The organism is Enterobacter sp. WI-ESBL-E8 (genome assembly GCF_053364895.1).
Window position 1 is genome coordinate 635,013 of record NZ_JBRWXJ010000001.1, and the last position, 14,789, is coordinate 649,801.

11 protein-coding genes are annotated in these 14,789 nt (G+C 63.2%); 7 read left to right on the forward strand and 4 right to left on the reverse strand.

From position 1 onward, the window contains the following. Positions 1–25: 25 nt before the first annotated feature. On the forward strand, positions 26–1,114 hold the full coding sequence (locus tag ACWHWP_RS03070) for a cellulase family glycosylhydrolase (protein WP_447855032.1): 1,089 nt from the start codon (positions 26–28) through the stop codon (positions 1,112–1,114). A 50-nt stretch (positions 1,115–1,164) separates the two neighbouring features. Further along, positions 1,165–2,559, forward strand: a complete 1,395-nt coding sequence (locus tag ACWHWP_RS03075; protein WP_447855034.1) for an MFS transporter — start codon at positions 1,165–1,167, stop codon at positions 2,557–2,559. A 41-nt stretch (positions 2,560–2,600) separates the two neighbouring features. Here the strand turns inward: ACWHWP_RS03075 and ACWHWP_RS03080 are convergent, their stop codons facing one another. From ACWHWP_RS03080 to ACWHWP_RS03095, 4 genes are read right to left on the reverse strand one after another with little or no spacing between them, the layout of a single operon-like run. Then, complete coding sequence (locus ACWHWP_RS03080) at positions 2,601–3,422, reverse strand: alpha/beta fold hydrolase (protein WP_023293378.1); 822 nt, start codon at positions 3,420–3,422, stop codon at positions 2,601–2,603. A gap of 30 nt (positions 3,423–3,452) precedes the next feature. Beyond that, positions 3,453–5,072: an MFS transporter gene (locus ACWHWP_RS03085; protein ID WP_447855036.1), complete on the reverse strand. Its 1,620-nt coding sequence runs from the start codon at positions 5,070–5,072 to the stop codon at positions 3,453–3,455. Beyond that, positions 5,069–5,476, reverse strand: a complete 408-nt coding sequence (locus ACWHWP_RS03090) for a DoxX family protein (RefSeq protein ID WP_447855038.1) — start codon at positions 5,474–5,476, stop codon at positions 5,069–5,071. The genes ACWHWP_RS03085 and ACWHWP_RS03090 overlap by 4 nt, the downstream gene beginning before the upstream one ends. Then, positions 5,476–7,347 carry an amidohydrolase gene (locus tag ACWHWP_RS03095; RefSeq protein WP_447855039.1) on the reverse strand — a complete coding sequence of 624 codons (1,872 nt, stop codon included), beginning with the start codon at positions 7,345–7,347 and terminating at the stop codon, positions 5,476–5,478. The genes ACWHWP_RS03090 and ACWHWP_RS03095 overlap by 1 nt, the downstream gene beginning before the upstream one ends. Before the next feature lie 217 nt (positions 7,348–7,564). Here ACWHWP_RS03095 and ACWHWP_RS03100 point away from each other — a divergent pair, with 217 nt between their 5' ends. From ACWHWP_RS03100 to ACWHWP_RS03120, 5 genes are all read left to right on the forward strand, one after another. Continuing rightward, complete coding sequence (locus ACWHWP_RS03100) at positions 7,565–8,251, forward strand: hydrolase (protein WP_447855040.1); 687 nt, start codon at positions 7,565–7,567, stop codon at positions 8,249–8,251. A gap of 61 nt (positions 8,252–8,312) precedes the next feature. Then, positions 8,313–8,534 carry a DUF1427 family protein gene (locus ACWHWP_RS03105; protein ID WP_447855041.1) on the forward strand — a complete coding sequence of 74 codons (222 nt, stop codon included), beginning with the start codon at positions 8,313–8,315 and terminating at the stop codon, positions 8,532–8,534. Next, complete coding sequence (locus ACWHWP_RS03110) at positions 8,531–8,791, forward strand: XapX domain-containing protein (RefSeq protein ID WP_023334358.1); 261 nt, start codon at positions 8,531–8,533, stop codon at positions 8,789–8,791. The genes ACWHWP_RS03105 and ACWHWP_RS03110 overlap by 4 nt, the downstream gene beginning before the upstream one ends. Positions 8,792–8,814: 23 nt before the next feature. Beyond that, complete coding sequence (locus ACWHWP_RS03115) at positions 8,815–9,195, forward strand: response regulator transcription factor (RefSeq protein ID WP_010427261.1); 381 nt, start codon at positions 8,815–8,817, stop codon at positions 9,193–9,195. A 9-nt stretch (positions 9,196–9,204) separates the two neighbouring features. Beyond that, on the forward strand, positions 9,205–14,787 hold the full coding sequence (locus ACWHWP_RS03120) for a trifunctional serine/threonine-protein kinase/ATP-binding protein/sensor histidine kinase (RefSeq protein WP_447855042.1): 5,583 nt from the start codon (positions 9,205–9,207) through the stop codon (positions 14,785–14,787). Positions 14,788–14,789 lie beyond the last annotated feature (2 nt).

Below are 14,789 nucleotides of genomic sequence, written 5' to 3' on the forward strand. Positions count from 1 at the left end.
AATATTATCAGTAAGAGGACGCGTAATGAAAGAGCAGTGGAGCAGGGAGCAGGCACAGGCGTGGTATAAGCAGAAGGGCTGGCTGTGCGGGTTTAACTATCTGCCGTCGACGGCGGTGAACTGGACCGATATCTGGCAGGCAGAGACCTTCGATGCCGCCACCATCGAGCGCGAGCTGGGCTGGGCGGCGGAGGCGGGCTATAACACCCTGCGCATCAACCTGCCGTTTATCGTCTGGGAGCACGACCGCGACGGGCTGATGGCGCGCATCGACCGCTTTTTGACGATTGCCGACGGCCACGGGTTCAGCACCATGCTGACCCTGATGGACGACTGCGGTTTCTCCGGCGACGAGCCGTACCTCGGCCCGCAAAAGCCGCCGGTGCCGGGCAAGCACAACAGCCAGGCGGCGGCGAGTCCGGGGCGCGACAAAGTGTGCGATCCCGACTGCTGGCCGCAGATTGAGCGCTATATCCGCGACGTTGTCCGCCAGTTCCGCGACGATAAGCGCGTGCTGCTGTGGGATCTGTACAACGAGCCGGGCAACCGCGGCATTTTCGCGACCGGCACGCAGGAGGTGCAGTACGACGCGAAGCTGGAGACCTGCGCGCACGAGTTGATGAAGCTCGCGTTCCAGTGGGTGCGTGAAGAAGACCCGACCCAGCCGCTCACCGTCTGCGCGTGGCGTCTGCCGCCGGAAGAGGAGGGCGAGACGTTCTTCCAGCATCCGCTGGACCAGACCGCGCTGGCGCTCTCGGACGTGGTGAGCTTCCACGCCTACACCCACACCGGCCGGATGACGGCGATTATCCAGCAGCTGCAACAGCTCGGCCGACCGCTGTTCTGTACCGAATGGCTGGCGCGCCACGTGGGCAGCACCATCGAAGAGCAGCTCCCGCTGATGTACGCGGCGAAGGTCGCGCCGTACCAGTGGGGGCTGGTGCGCGGCAAAACCCAGACGTGGCTGCCGTGGCCGGTGGTGATGAAGGAGTCCACGGACTACTGCCGCCTCTGGTTCCACGACGTGTTCGAGGAGAACGGCATTCCGTTCTCGCGCCGTGAAATCGCCCTGATGCAGCAGCTGCGCAAGATCGCCCCGAAGGCACAAGGCTAATAATATCGACCCGGCGGCCGACCGCCGGGCAAACAGGCAGGCATATATCAATGGCAACGACAATGAAAATACCGTCTCGCGAGCTGTGGTCTTATTTTGGTTATGGATTAGGTCAGTGTTTTAGCTTTGGTTTAGTGGGTTCGTTTATTAACTATTTTTACACCGACGTGCTGGGGATCTCGGCGCTGGCGGCGAGCACCATCTTCCTGATTGCCCGCGCGTGGGACGCGGTTCACGATCCGCTGTTTGCCAGCATTATGGACACCATTAACAGCCGGTTCGGCAAGTTTCGCCACTTTTTGCTGATCGCCCCTTTGCTGATCACCGGTGTCACGCTGCTGTCGTTCTATAAAATCGAAGCGGACATGACCACCAAAATCCTCTACGCCGGGGTGACCTACATCCTGTGGGGGACGCTGTACGCCATCTCCGATATCCCGTTCTGGTCGATGTCGTCGGTGATGACCAACGACTCCGCCCAGCGCACCCGCGCGGTGACGGCGGCGATGCTCGGGGTGAACGCCGGGATTGCCTGCGCCAATATCTTCTTCCCGAAGCTGGCGGCGTTCTTCGCCCAGTACAGCAACGATAAAGGCTACTTTATGGCGGCGCTGGTGATGATGCTGGTGGGCCTGCCGCTGATGCTCAACGGCTTTATGCAGATCAAAGAGCGCGTGCCGCCGAGCCCGGAAAAGGTGACCATCCGCGACACCTTCCACAACCTGCGTCAGAACAAACCGCTGTTTATCGTCCTGCTGTCGTTCTTCTTCTGCGTGTTCCACAACGTGGCGGGCGGGCTGTATATCTACTTCTTTATCAATAATCTGGGCGACGGCAGCCTGCAGATGGCGATTGGCGTGATGGGAATTGTGGCGGCGGTGCTGTGCCTGGTTGCGCCGATGCTGACGCGCCGGATGCAGAAGCGGAAGCTGTTTATGATCCTCTGCGCGCTGGACGTTGCGGTGCGCGTGGTGATGTGGTTTGTCGGGTATCAGCAGGTGACGATGCTGTTTATTCTGCTCGGCCTGAGCACGCTGTTCGTGATGATGACCAACATCCTCACCTCGTCGATGATTGCCGACACCATCGAGTACGCGGAGTACCACACCCACAAGCGCTGCGCGGCGATCACCTTCTCCGGGCAGACCTTTACCGGCAAGATGTCGGTGGCGGTGGGAGGCGGGCTAATCGGCGTGTTCCTGACGATGATCGGCTACGTGCCGCAGGCGCAAATCCAGAGTGCAGGCGTGCTGTCGGGGCTGTTCTTCGGGATTTGCCTGCTGCCGGCGATTGGATCGGTGATCCGCATCGTGTTTATGTCGCGCTTTACCTTCACCGAGGAGAAACACGCGGAGATTTGTCGGCTGCTGGCGGAGCGGAACGCGTCTGCGAAAGCGCCGGGTGGCGGCTGCGCCTTACCCGGCCTACAGGACCAGCCCTTGTAGGCCTGATAAGCGAAGCGCCATCAGGCTTCGCATTTAAAGGATTACAGCGACTTCACAAACGCCAGCAGATCTTCGTTGAGCTGGTCCTGGTGGGTCAACGCGAAGCCGTGCGGCGCGTTGTCGTACACCTTCAGCGTGGCGTTTTTGATCATCTCTGCTGCCAGCTTGCCGGTGCTTTCAAACGGCACGATCTGGTCGTTGCTGCCGTGGATCACCAGCGTCGGCACGTCGATTTTCGCCATATCCGGGCGGAAGTCGGTTTCGCCGAAGGCGGTCACGCAGTCGATGGTGCCCTTCAAAGACGCCAGCAGGGCGATGTTCAGCGTCTGGGTGAGGGCTCCGGCAGAGACGGTCTGCCCGGCGTTGATGCCGTAAAACGGCGTCGCGAAATCGCTGATGAACTGGGCGCGATCTTTACGCAGCCCGTCGCGAATGCCGTCGAACACGCTCTGATCCACACCCTGCGGGAAGGAGTCGGATTTGCCGAAGATCGGCGTCACCGCGCCCAGCAGCGCCAGACCGGCCACGCGCGCGCTGCCGTAGTTGTTGATGTAGCGGGTCACGTCGCCGCCGCCCATGGAGAAGCCCACCAGCGTCACGTCCTGCAGGTCCAGGGTAGTGATCAGATCGTTGATGTCGGACGCAAAGGTGTCGTAGTCGTAGCCGTTCCACGGCTGATCCGAGCGGCCAAAGCCGCGACGGTCAAAGGCGATGGCGCGGAAGCCGCGCTCGGCCAGGTAGTTCAGCTGGCTGTCCCACATGTCGCCGTCCAGCGGCCAGCCGTGGCTGAAGAGAACCGGTTTGCCCGCGCCGCAATCTTTGTAGTAAATCTGCGTGCCGTCTTTTGCCTTAAACGTTGCCATAGTGTGTTCCTGTGCAGGTGATGATTATGGTTATACCGGCGCGACCAGGTAGCGTATTGCCGGTGATGTTGTGCCCTGATGAAAAGCCAGAACGCGGCTCTGCAGCAGGAGGTCATTCATGGTGTGGCGCTCCTGCTGGCGCAGATGCTCAATCCAGGAGCCCATCAGGAAGGTCTCGATAAACAGGCCGGGGCGCTCAATATCTTCGTATACCGCCCAGCTCATCGCCCCGGCGCGGCGGCGCACCCGGCGCAGCTCGTGGACCGCCTCGAGGAAGGCCTTCGCGTTGTGCGGGTCGATGATGTACTCGTGCGATACCAGCACTGGGCCGCGCTCGTTCGGCAGGTCAATCTCCACGCCGTCCAGCGGCTGGCCGCTCAGGTCGAGGTTCAGGTCCGGATCTTTGCCCAGCTTCCAGCGGAACACGGTGGCGCTTGCCAGCACCATCCCCAGCGTGGCGACTACCAGCGAGGTCGGGGTGCCGAACCGGGAAGCGATCTGCCCCCAGATGGCGCTGCCCGTGGTCATCGAGCCGAAGAACACCGTCAGGTAAACCGCCAGCGCGCGGGCCTTCACCCAGCGGGCGGCGCTGCGCTGCGCGCCGAGGTTGAGGGTCGACAGCACCGAAATCCACGCGAAGCCGGTGAAAAACTCAAACAGATTCAGCAGCCAGAAGTGGCGTACGAACGCCAGCGCCAGCATGGTGAGAGCAAAGGTCAGGCTGGCGGCCACCATCAGGCGGTCGGCGTTCAGCCGCTGGCGCAGACGGGGCAGCAGGATGGCCCCGGCAATCGCCCCCAGACCAATGCACGCCAGCATCACGCCGTAGCCCGCCGGGCCTAAGCCCAGCTCGCGGCGCGCCACCAGCGGCAGCAGTGCCCAGCCCGCGCTGCCGAAAACGAAGAAGGCCACGGTGCGCACCAGCACGTTGCGCAGCACCGGCGCGGCGTGCACGTAGCGAATCCCGGAGCGCACCGCAGAGAAGAAGTGCTCCGGCGGCAGACGCTGTATGGACGGGGCCGGACGCCAGCGCCACAGCACCCACGCCACGCCGACCACGGAGAGCGCGTTGAGGGCAAACACCATCCACGGCCCGGCGAGCGAGAGCAGAAAACCGCCCAGCGCGGGGCCAATCGCCCGGCTGATGTTCACCCCGAGCGAGTTGAGCGCCACGGCGGCGCCCAGCTCGGGCTTGCTCACCAGATCGGGCACCACCGCCTGGAACGGCGGCGAGCTCATCGCCGCGCCCACGCTCAGCAGAAACGTCGCCACCAGCAGAACGGTGGGGGTAACGTGTCCGGTGAAGGAGAGCACCGTCAGCCCGGCGGCGGCGATGAACACCCACAGCTGGGAGAAGAGCAGGTATTTACGTCGGTCGACGATGTCCGCCATCACCCCGGACGGCAGGGCGAAGAGGAACATCGGCAGGCTGCTGGCCGCCTGCACCAGCGCGATGTCCAGCGGATCGGCGCTCAGGGTCAGCATGCTCCAGTTGATGCCGACGTCGCTCATCCATGAGCCGACGTTAGAGACCACCGTGGCGATCCACAGCATGCGGAACACCGGCTGGCTCAGCGGCTGCCAGGGTGAAACCGTTGGTGCGGGCGTCGTCTCGACGTGTGCGTCGCGAACGTCGTTAACCTGGGTCATGAGAACCTCTCCGCTGCCTTACGCTGCAGCCGCCACTGGCCCGGCCCGGTGAAGGCAAGGGTGGTGAAGATAATCAGCAGCAGCCAGCCAAACTGCCCTTCGGCAATCGACCAGTTCGGGTGGACCGCCAGCATCGCCACCAGCAGCACGGCGATAATCGGCAGGCTCGCCAGGCGGGTGTAAACCCCCGCAATGATAAACAGCGGGCAGATCACCTCGGCGACAATCGCCGGGATCAGGCTCGCCCAGGGCCCGAAGCCGAACGGATCTTCAATGCGCGTCAGCTCTTCGCTGAAGTGCAGCACCTTCGGCAGGCCATGCACGTACAGCAGCAGCAGGCTGCCGGTCAGGCGCAGGAAAAACAGCCCCAGGTCGACCCGGGGCGGCATAGTGGTGTTTTTCATCAGAATGCAAAGCAGCTGCAGCCCAGCGCCCCCCAGAAAGCGTTATCGTCGGACACCGGCATCTCTGACGTGCGGGCGAAATCATGCTGGTGGCTGTGAACCCCGCACGGGCCGCTGCAGTGATGGATAGGGCTCATGCCGACGCGTGCGGCCTGCGGCGGCGCGCTGCGGTAGTGGCCCGGCACCTTGACCACCGGGGACCACTCGGGCAGGACCGGAATGGCCGGCGGCGCAAGCGGGCCAAAGCTGCCTGCGGCGTAGACGATGTCGCCGTTCACCACCGTCAGGACGGACTCGATGCCCTTGATCTCCTCTTCCGGCACGCGGAAGTAGTCTTTGCTCAGCACCGCCAGATCGGCAAGCTGGCCGACCTTGATCTGCCCCTTCTGGTTCTGCTCGCTGGAGAACCACGCGCTGCCCTGGGTCCAGAGCATCAGGGCGGTATCGCGATCCAGGCGGGCGCTGTGATCGTACATCTGCATCCCGCCGACGGTACGCCCGGAGACCAGCCAGTAGAGCGCGGTCCACGGGTTGTAGCTCGCCACGCGGGTGGCGTCCGTCCCTAAGCCCACCGGCACGCCGGTCTCGAGCATTTTCGCCACCGGCGGCGTGTGGCGGGTGGCTTCGATGCCGTAACGCTCGGCGAAGTATTCCCCCTGGAAGGCCATGCGGTGCTGGACGGCAATGCCGCCGCCCAGTTCTTTGATGCGGTCGATGTTGGCCTGGGTAACGGTTTCAGCGTGGTCGAAGAACCAGTGCAAGCCGTTGAACGGAATGTCCCTGTTCACCTTCTCGAACACGTCCAGCATGCGGCTGATGGATTCGTTGTAGGTGGCGTGCAGGCGGAACGGCCAGCGGTGCTCCACCAGGTGGCGCACCACGCGCTCCAGCTCGTCTTCCATGCCCGGCGCGAGGTCCGGGCGCGGTTCGAGGAAGTCTTCAAAATCGGCGGCGGAGAAGACCAGCATCTCGCCCGCGCCGTTGTGGCGGAAGAAGTCGCTGCCCTGGCCCGGCGTGAGCATGTCGGTCCATTTTTCAAAGTCTTCCAGCTCGTGGCCCGGACGCTGGGTAAACAGGTTGTAGGCGATGCGGATGGTCATCTGCTTTTTCTCGTGCAGCTCGGCAATCACCTCGTAATCTTCCGGGTAGTTCTGGAAGCCGCCGCCCGCGTCGATGGCGCTGGTCAGCCCCAGGCGGTTCAGCTCGCACATGAACTGGCGGGTGGAGTTGACCTGCTGCTCCAGCGGCAGCTTCGGCCCTTTGGCCAGCGTGGCGTAGAGGATCATGGCGTTCGGACGGGCAATCAGCATCCCGGTCGGGTTGCCGTTGGCATCGCGCTGGATCTCCCCGCCCGGCGGGTTTGGCGTGTCTTTGGTGTAGCCGACCACCTTCAGCGCGGCGCGGTTGAGCAGGGCGCGGTCGTACAGGTGCAGGATGAAGACCGGGGTGTCCGGCGCGGCGTCGTTAATTTCGTCGAGGGTCGGCATGCGGCGCTCGGCAAACTGGAACTCGGTCCAGCCGCCCACCACGCGCACCCACTGGGGCGACGGTGTGCGCAGGGCCTGCTCTTTCAGCATCCGCAGGGCATCGGCCAGGGACGGCACGCCTTCCCAGCGCAGCTCGAGGTTGTAGTTCAGCCCGCCGCGGATCAGGTGCAGGTGCGAGTCGTTCAGGCCGGGGATGGCGGTGTGGCCTTTTAAGTCGACCACCTTGGTGCCGTCACAGTGGTGTTGCATCACCTCGGCGACGGTACCCACTTCCAGAAATTTTCCGTCGCGCACGGCAACGGCTTCCGCGACGGGGTTCTCGCGATCGACGGTGTGAAACTGGCCGTTAACCAGAATGAGATCGGCTTTACCGAGGGTAACCATAACTGCTCCTGACTGAGAGGGGAATGGTCAGGATTATGGGAACCTGTTTCGGCAAAGATCCAGTTATACAATAGGATAGGTATACCAAAGTATAACTATACCTAAGGTTAACTATACGAAGAGATAATTACGCGCAGGGACGGAAAACCGCAGGATGAGGGTGACTTTATCGTCGCGGCGCTCGCGGCGATTTCACCCTTAACCACTGGAAAATGCTATGACCTCTTCAAAGCTCGAAGTGTTAACCCCTGCGAACTGTCAGATTATTTTCATCGACCACCAGCCACAGATGGCGTTTGGCGTGCAGTCTATTGACCGCCAGGTGCTGAAAAACAACACCGTGGCGCTGGCGAAAGCGGCCAAAGTGTTCAACATTCCGACCATCATCACCACCGTTGAGACCGAAAGCTTCTCCGGTAACACCTATCCTGAGCTGCTGGACGTGTTCCCGGGTCAGGACATTCTGGAGCGTACCTCCATGAACTCCTGGGACGACCAGAAGGTGCGCGACGCGCTGAAGGCCAACGGCAAGAAGAAGGTGGTGGTTGCCGGTCTGTGGACCGAAGTGTGCAACAACAGCTTCGCCCTGTGCGCGATGCTGGAAGGCGACTACGAAATTTATATGGTGGCGGACGCGTCAGGCGGCACCTCCAGAGAAGCCCACGACTACGCGATGCAGCGTATGATCCAGGCGGGCGTGATCCCGGTGACCTGGCAGCAGGTGATGCTGGAGTGGCAGCGCGACTGGGCGCGTAAAGAGACCTACACCGCGGTGATGGATATCGTGCGCGAGCACTCCGGCGCGTACGGCATGGGCGTGGATTACGCCTACACCATGGTGCACAAAGCGCCGTCTCGCCAGAAGAGCGAGCACCGCACCTTAGCGCCGGTCCCGGCTCGCTAAGCCCCGCTGGCGGGCTGGTCCCTCATCCGGCTCGCCGCTGCCTCTTTCTCTGGAGTTCACAATGAGTACTGGGCTGATATCCCTTGCGGCAGGCGTGTTGATTGGCCTGATGTATGCCGTGCTGAAGGTGCGCTCCCCCGCGCCGCCCGCGCTGGCGCTGATTGGCCTGCTGGGGATGCTGGCGGGTGAACAGGTGACGCGCCATCTGTTATCCCGCGACGGCGTGCCCCCTCCTCAGGTAACCGTTCCGCAGGCCAACTCGCAGACGGGAGCGTCCTCATGAAAGCATGGATAATTTCGCTGGTGTGCGGCGTGGCTGCTGGGGTAATTTACGCTCTGCTCGACGTCCATTCCCCGGCGCCGCCGGTTGTCGCCCTGCTTGGCCTGTTTGGCATGCTGGTGGGCGAACAGCTCATCCCGGTGGGACGGCGTTTACTGAGTCGCGAACCGCTTACCCTCGCCTGGTTTCGTCACGAATGCGTACCGAAAATCAGCGGCACGGCGCCTCCTGCGCCCGCGAAGGACGATCGCGACGTTTAATGATTTACCAGAGGAAAGACAGCATGACGCTGCCGTGGCGCATTGCCATCATTGATGACGAACGTTCCGTCCGCAGCGGGCTGAGTAATCTCCTGGAGTCGGAAGGGTATTCGACCGATACGTTTGATTCGGCAGAGGTATTTCTCAGCCATCCTCTCGCCCTGTCCGGCGCGGCGCTGGTGATCGCCGATATCAAGCTGCGGGGCATGAGCGGCCTGGAGCTGTTTGACAAGCTGCGGCTGCTGGCCGTACCGCCTCCGCCCGTGATCTTTATCTCCGGTCATGCTGATGAAAATATGCAGCGGTACGCTCTTAATCTGGGCGCCGCTGCATTTTTGCGAAAGCCCATTAACATCGATATTCTGCTGGATCATCTTCAGCGGGAGCTGGCCCGCCGACAATAAGGATCGCGGATGAACGAACACGAGCAGCCTGCATTCTGGCCCGCCCAGGGGAATCTTCACCAGGGGCGGGTTTTTGTCCTTAAAGAGGATGTGATTTTTACCGTGCTGGCGCAGGAGGGCGGTATCGCCTGGATGCACGCGCGACATCCCCATTCCGGCGGCTCGTTCATTATCGCCACCGCGGTAAGCGACGAAGAGGAAGAGCGGGCCACCCGGCTGCTCAAAAACGAGTTTGCGCTGCGCGACGTGCTGCAGGACAGTTGGGCCATCCGCGCCGTTGCCTCCACCCAGTACCGCGGGCGCTTCGCGCTGGTGTACGCCCCGTTTGCGTTTGAGCTGCTGGCGCGGCGCGCGGGCAGGGCGATCTCGGGCATCGCGCGCTTTATCGAGATGGCGATCCAGATCTGCGTTCCCCTGCGCCAGATGCATTTGCAAAACCTGATCCACGGGGATATCAAGCCCGGCACGATTTTTGTTCAGCACGATGCCACCTGCCGTCTGGGCAGCTTTGGTCTTTCCAGCAGCCTCTCCGATGCCATCACCCAGACCCGGCTTGCCGTTTCAGGCGGTACGCCCGCGTATATGTCGCCGGAGCACACCACCCGCACCCAGCGCCCCGTCGACGGCCGCAGCGATCTCTACAGTCTCGGCATAGTGCTGTATGAACTCCTGACCGGGCGCCTGCCGTTTGAGTTGGGGGAGGACGATCGGACCCACTGGGCGCACTACCATATTGCCTCGGCGCCGCTGGCCCCGGACGCGATCCGCCCTGACGTGCCGGAAATGCTGTCGACCATCATCCTGAAGCTGCTGGAAAAGCACCCCGATAACCGCTACCAGACGGTCGACGGCCTGATTGCCGATCTCCGCCGCTGCCAGGCAACGCTGACCTGCGAGGGCGAGATCGTCGCCTTTACCCCCGGCCAGCAGGACCGCACCCCGGCGATCCATCTGGCGGACTCCCTGTTCGCGACCCATCCGCAGGCGAACGACGTCATTGCTGCGTTTGAGCGGGTGGGGCAGAACCTGGTGCCGGAGCTGGTGACGATCGGCGGGCCGTCGGGGATCGGCAAATCCTCGATCATCGCGACGGCGCTCAAAACGCTGCAGCAGCGTACGGTGCTGCTGGCGGTGGGCAAAGTCGATCAGTTTTCGCCGTCGCTGCCCTACGGCGTATTAAGCTCCGCGTTCCGCACCCTGACGCTGCACCTGCTCGGGCTGCCCGCAGAGGACGTGGCGAAGTGGAAAATCCGCCTCTCCCGCGCCCTGGAGGGGCACGAGGCGCTGGCCGTTAGCCTGGTGCCCGAGCTGGGCCTGCTGCTGGAGAGCAAGCCGCGATTCTCGGCGGATACGTTTTCCATTGATGCCCGGGCGCGTTTTAGCCACATGGTGCTGGCGCTGGTAAAAACCTTTGCCTCGCAGGGCTGTCCGCTGGTGCTGGTGCTCGACGACCTCCAGTGGAGCGACGCCGCCAGCCTGCATACGCTCAAATATCTGCTGATGAACTGCGGCGCGGTTCCGCTGCTGGTGGTCGCGGCCCACCGGGATATCAGTTCCGTGTCCGACGCCGCCCTGCAGGCGCTGCTGGCAGGCCTGCCGGAGGCGGCGCAAAACGCGAGCGAGATTGTCCCGCAGGCGCTTTCCGTGAAAGCGGTGGCGCGCTGGCTGGCGACGGTATTTCGCACCCGCAGCGCGGCGACGAACGACCTCGCCACGCTGATCCACGAGAAGACGGGCGGCAACCCGCTCTTTGTGCACGAGTTTTTCCGCCGCATCGTCGATGATGGCCTGGTGGTGCACAACAAATATCAGGACAAGTGGCACTACGATCTGCAGGCCATCCGCGCCCGGCATTACACCGAAAACGTCGTCACCCTGGTGCTGGAGAAGCTGGAAGAGCTGCCCGACGAGACGCGTCGCCTGCTGGGCAGCCTTGCCTGCCTCGGCGGCACGGGCGAGATGGAGATGATCTGCCGCGTGGTTGGTATATCGATGGCGGAAATGCGCTATGCGCTGCACCCGGCGGTAATGGCCCAGCTCATCGTGCTGACGGAAAAAAAGTATGCCTTCACCCACGACCGGGTGCAGGAGGCGGCCTTTGCGCTGCTGGATCGCCATGAGAAAAGCCATATTCACCTGACCACCGCCAGCCTGCTGGCCGACGCCGCGCGTCAGGCGGCGGGGAACGAGCTGCTGTTCCGCGCCGTTCACCACGTCACGGCCGCGCTGGACAGCATCCAGCCCGCGCCGCAGCGCCAGATGTTCCGCGAGCTGAGCCTGCTGGCCGCGCGGCGCGCGAAGCGTTCGGGAGATTACCTTTCGGCGCTCGGCTATATCCAGACCGCCAGAGCGCTGGGCAACGCCGGGACGGTGTCAGACTTTATGCTCGATATCGAAGAGGCGGGCTGCGAGTTTGCGCTGGGGCATCTGGAGCGCACCCGCGAGCTGTGTGACGCCATTCTCGGCTGCCCCGGCGGGCTGACCGAAAAGGCGCTGGCGGCCAACCTGCTGGTGGAAGTCTACATTCGCCAGTCGGACAGCCGTCTGGCGCTGGAGGCGGCGCTCTGCTGGCTGGGGATTTTCGGGATCCAGATTAGCCGTTATCCGGAAGATGCCGACTGCGACGAGGCATGGGCGCTGTTTTGCAACCGCACGGCCGACGCGCCGCAAAACCTGTTTGCCCAGCTGTCGCGGATGGATAACCCGGAAACCGAAGCGGTGATGAACCTGCTCTACAGCGCCAGCATTTGCGCCAGCTTCATCTGCCCGCGCCTGCACTTTTTGCTGCTCTGCCGCATGATGCACCTGACCCTCGACCACGGCATTACCGGCGCGTCCACCACGGCGATGGCCTGGTTTGGCGTGCTGATGGGCCACCGCTACGCCGAATATCGCCTCGGGTTCCAGTACGGCACCCTGGCCCGCGAGCTGGTCAATCGCCACGGCTACGATGCCTTCGAAGCCAAAACCCTGCTGCCGCTCGACCAGCTCAGCGTCTGGACCCAGCCTTTATCGTTTACCATCGAGTGCGCGAAGGCCTGCTTCACCTCGGCGGTGACCCACGGGGATATGACGATGGCCTGCTTTGCGGCCTGCCATCAGGTGATTAACTTTCTCTCGCGGGGCGATCACCTGGACGGGGTGCTGACCAGCATCGATCGCGGCCTGGCGTTCGTGCGTAAAACCCACTTCCAGGACGTGGAAACCATTTTGATGGTTCAGCGCGGCTACGTTGAGTTCCTGCGCACGCCGGTCATCGGCACCTGGACCGCGTCGCAGGTATTGCCGGAGGCGCTGCTTCCCGCGTCGCCTGAGCAGGCGCCGGAGAAGAACGCCACCATGCTGTTCTGGTACTGGCTGTATCGCGGCATGGCGCACTTTACCTGCGGGGAGTACGCCGACGCGCAGGCGGATCTCGAGATGGCGGGCTGGTACGCGTGGTCCGCGCCGGGACATATTCACCTGCTGGATTACCATCTCTACAGCGCCCTGGCGCTGTCGCGTCAGCTGACGCCGGAGACCTTCTCGGCGAACCACCGCCGCAGCATTCACGCCCACTACGACAAAATCGCCCTCTGGGCGCGCATTAATCCCGGCACGTTTGCGGATAAAGAGGCGCTGATCTACGCCGAAATCGTGCGTCTGGACGGGATGAACAGCATCGCGCTGGAGCAGTATGAGAAGGCGGTCCGGCTCTCCCGCGAGGGCGGGTTTAACCCGATTAACGCCCTGGCCCACGAGCTGGCGGGGCGCTTTACGCTGGCCTGCGGCTACCCGACCGCCTCGGACGCGCACTTCCGCGGCGCGATTGCCGCCTGGGGACGCGCGGGCGTGCAGGCCAAGGTACGCCAGCTGGAGCAGGATTTCCCGCACCTGCTGGCCTCCGGGCAGGCCAGCGCCTACGACACGGTGGCCTTCGCCCAGAACGAGACCATCCGCGATCTGCAAAGCGTCATCAAAGCCTCCCGCGCGCTGTCGGAAGAGATTAACCTTGAGCGCTTAATCGAAAACCTGATGACCATCCTGCTCGAACGCGCCGGGGCGCAGCGCGGCCTGCTGCTGCGCGTGAGCGAGAGCCTCATCCCGGAGATCGAGGCCAGCGCCTGGACCAGCACCGAGGGCGTGCGGGTGCGGATCCTGAAAGATGTGCCGACGGCGACCGACCTGCCGCTGTCGGTGCTGGCGGCGGTGATCCGCACCGGGCAGGAGATCCGCACCGGCAGGCCGGAGGAGTTTCATCCTTTCAGTCAGGATCCCTATCTGGTGACATCCGGAGCGGCGGTGATGTGCGTCCCGATGTTCAAACAGGCGCGGCTGGTGGGTGTGCTGTACCTGGAAAACCGCCTGATGCCGGAGGTCTTCACCGCCGAGCATTCGCGCGTGGTGAGCCTGCTGGGCGCGCAGGCCGCGGTATCCCTGGAGACGGCGCGGCTGTACGCCGAGCTGCTGGCGGAGAACATCCAGCGCCGACGGGTGGAGAAAGAGCTGCGATCCAGCCAGACCTCGCTGATGCTCGGCGAGCAGATCAGCCACACCGGCAGCTGGCGCTGGGAGCTGGAGCAGGATCTGATGTTTGTCTCGGAAGAGTACGCCCGCATTCTCGGCCTGCCCGAGCAGCAAAAGATGATCTCCATGGCGGAGTTTTTGACCTTCGTTCATGAGGACGATTACGCCCGCATCAGCGCCATCGTCACCCGGAGCGTGCGCGACGGGCTCTCCATGCGCGCGGAGTTTCGCGTTAAGCGTACCGACGGCTCAACCCGCTACATCCTCGGGATTGGCGATCCGGTGGGCGTGGGCAGCGAGGTGAACGAGTATTACGGCATCATCACCGACATCACCAGCCAGCGCGCCGCGGAGGATGCCATGCGGGTCGCGCAGGCGGATCTGGCGCGGGTGTCCCGGGCCACCACCGTCGGGCAGCTGACCTCCTCCATCGCCCACGAGATCAACCAGCCGCTGATGTCGATCGTCTCGAACGCCGGGGCGAGCCTGCGCTGGCTCAACCGCGAGCCCGCCCGGCTGGACAAAGTCCGCGAAGGGCTGGAGGAGATCGCCGCGGAAGGCGCGCGCGCGGGGGAGATCATTCGCAGCATCCAGTCTCTGACGCGCAAGCAGGATCCCACCTTCTCGCGCATCGACATGCACTACCTGATCCACCATATCATCACGCTTTCGCGCAGCGAGCTGGAGCAGCGACACATTAGCGTTGATTATCTGTTAAGGGCGCAGGACAGCTTTATCACCGGCGACAGTGTGCAGATCCAGCAGGTGCTGTTGAATCTGGTGATGAATGCGGTAGAGGCGATGGCCGAGGTCAAGGATCGCGCCAGCACCATTACCCTCAGCACCGCCAACGCGGACGGGAAAGTGATCGTCGAGATCGCCGATACCGGGAGCGGCATTGAGCCCGAACGGCTGGAGCAGATTTTTGACTCGTTCTACTCCACCAAAGCGCAGGGGATGGGGATGGGGCTGACCATCAGCGCCAGCATCATCGAGCGGCACTGCGGGAAGCTGAGCGCGCGACGCCGGGAGCCGTACGGCACGGTGTTCGCGTTTGCGCTGCCGCTGGCGGCGCAGGAAGGGTAAAG

Excerpts from the sequence above, each read along its gene's own strand:
- ACWHWP_RS03070 (WP_447855032.1), top strand. The coding sequence starts at position 26 with ATGAAAGAGCAGTGGAGCAGGGAGCAGGCACAGGCGTGGTATAAGCAG.
- ACWHWP_RS03075 (WP_447855034.1), top strand. The coding sequence starts at position 1,165 with ATGGCAACGACAATGAAAATACCGTCTCGCGAGCTGTGGTCTTATTTT.
- ACWHWP_RS03080 (WP_023293378.1), bottom strand. The coding sequence starts at position 3,422 with ATGGCAACGTTTAAGGCAAAAGACGGCACGCAGATTTACTACAAAGAT.
- ACWHWP_RS03085 (WP_447855036.1), bottom strand. The coding sequence starts at position 5,072 with ATGACCCAGGTTAACGACGTTCGCGACGCACACGTCGAGACGACGCCC.
- ACWHWP_RS03090 (WP_447855038.1), bottom strand. The coding sequence starts at position 5,476 with ATGAAAAACACCACTATGCCGCCCCGGGTCGACCTGGGGCTGTTTTTC.
- ACWHWP_RS03095 (WP_447855039.1), bottom strand. The coding sequence starts at position 7,347 with ATGGTTACCCTCGGTAAAGCCGATCTCATTCTGGTTAACGGCCAGTTT.
- ACWHWP_RS03100 (WP_447855040.1), top strand. The coding sequence starts at position 7,565 with ATGACCTCTTCAAAGCTCGAAGTGTTAACCCCTGCGAACTGTCAGATT.
- ACWHWP_RS03105 (WP_447855041.1), top strand. The coding sequence starts at position 8,313 with ATGAGTACTGGGCTGATATCCCTTGCGGCAGGCGTGTTGATTGGCCTG.
- ACWHWP_RS03110 (WP_023334358.1), top strand. The coding sequence starts at position 8,531 with ATGAAAGCATGGATAATTTCGCTGGTGTGCGGCGTGGCTGCTGGGGTA.
- ACWHWP_RS03115 (WP_010427261.1), top strand. The coding sequence starts at position 8,815 with ATGACGCTGCCGTGGCGCATTGCCATCATTGATGACGAACGTTCCGTC.
- ACWHWP_RS03120 (WP_447855042.1), top strand. The coding sequence starts at position 9,205 with ATGAACGAACACGAGCAGCCTGCATTCTGGCCCGCCCAGGGGAATCTT.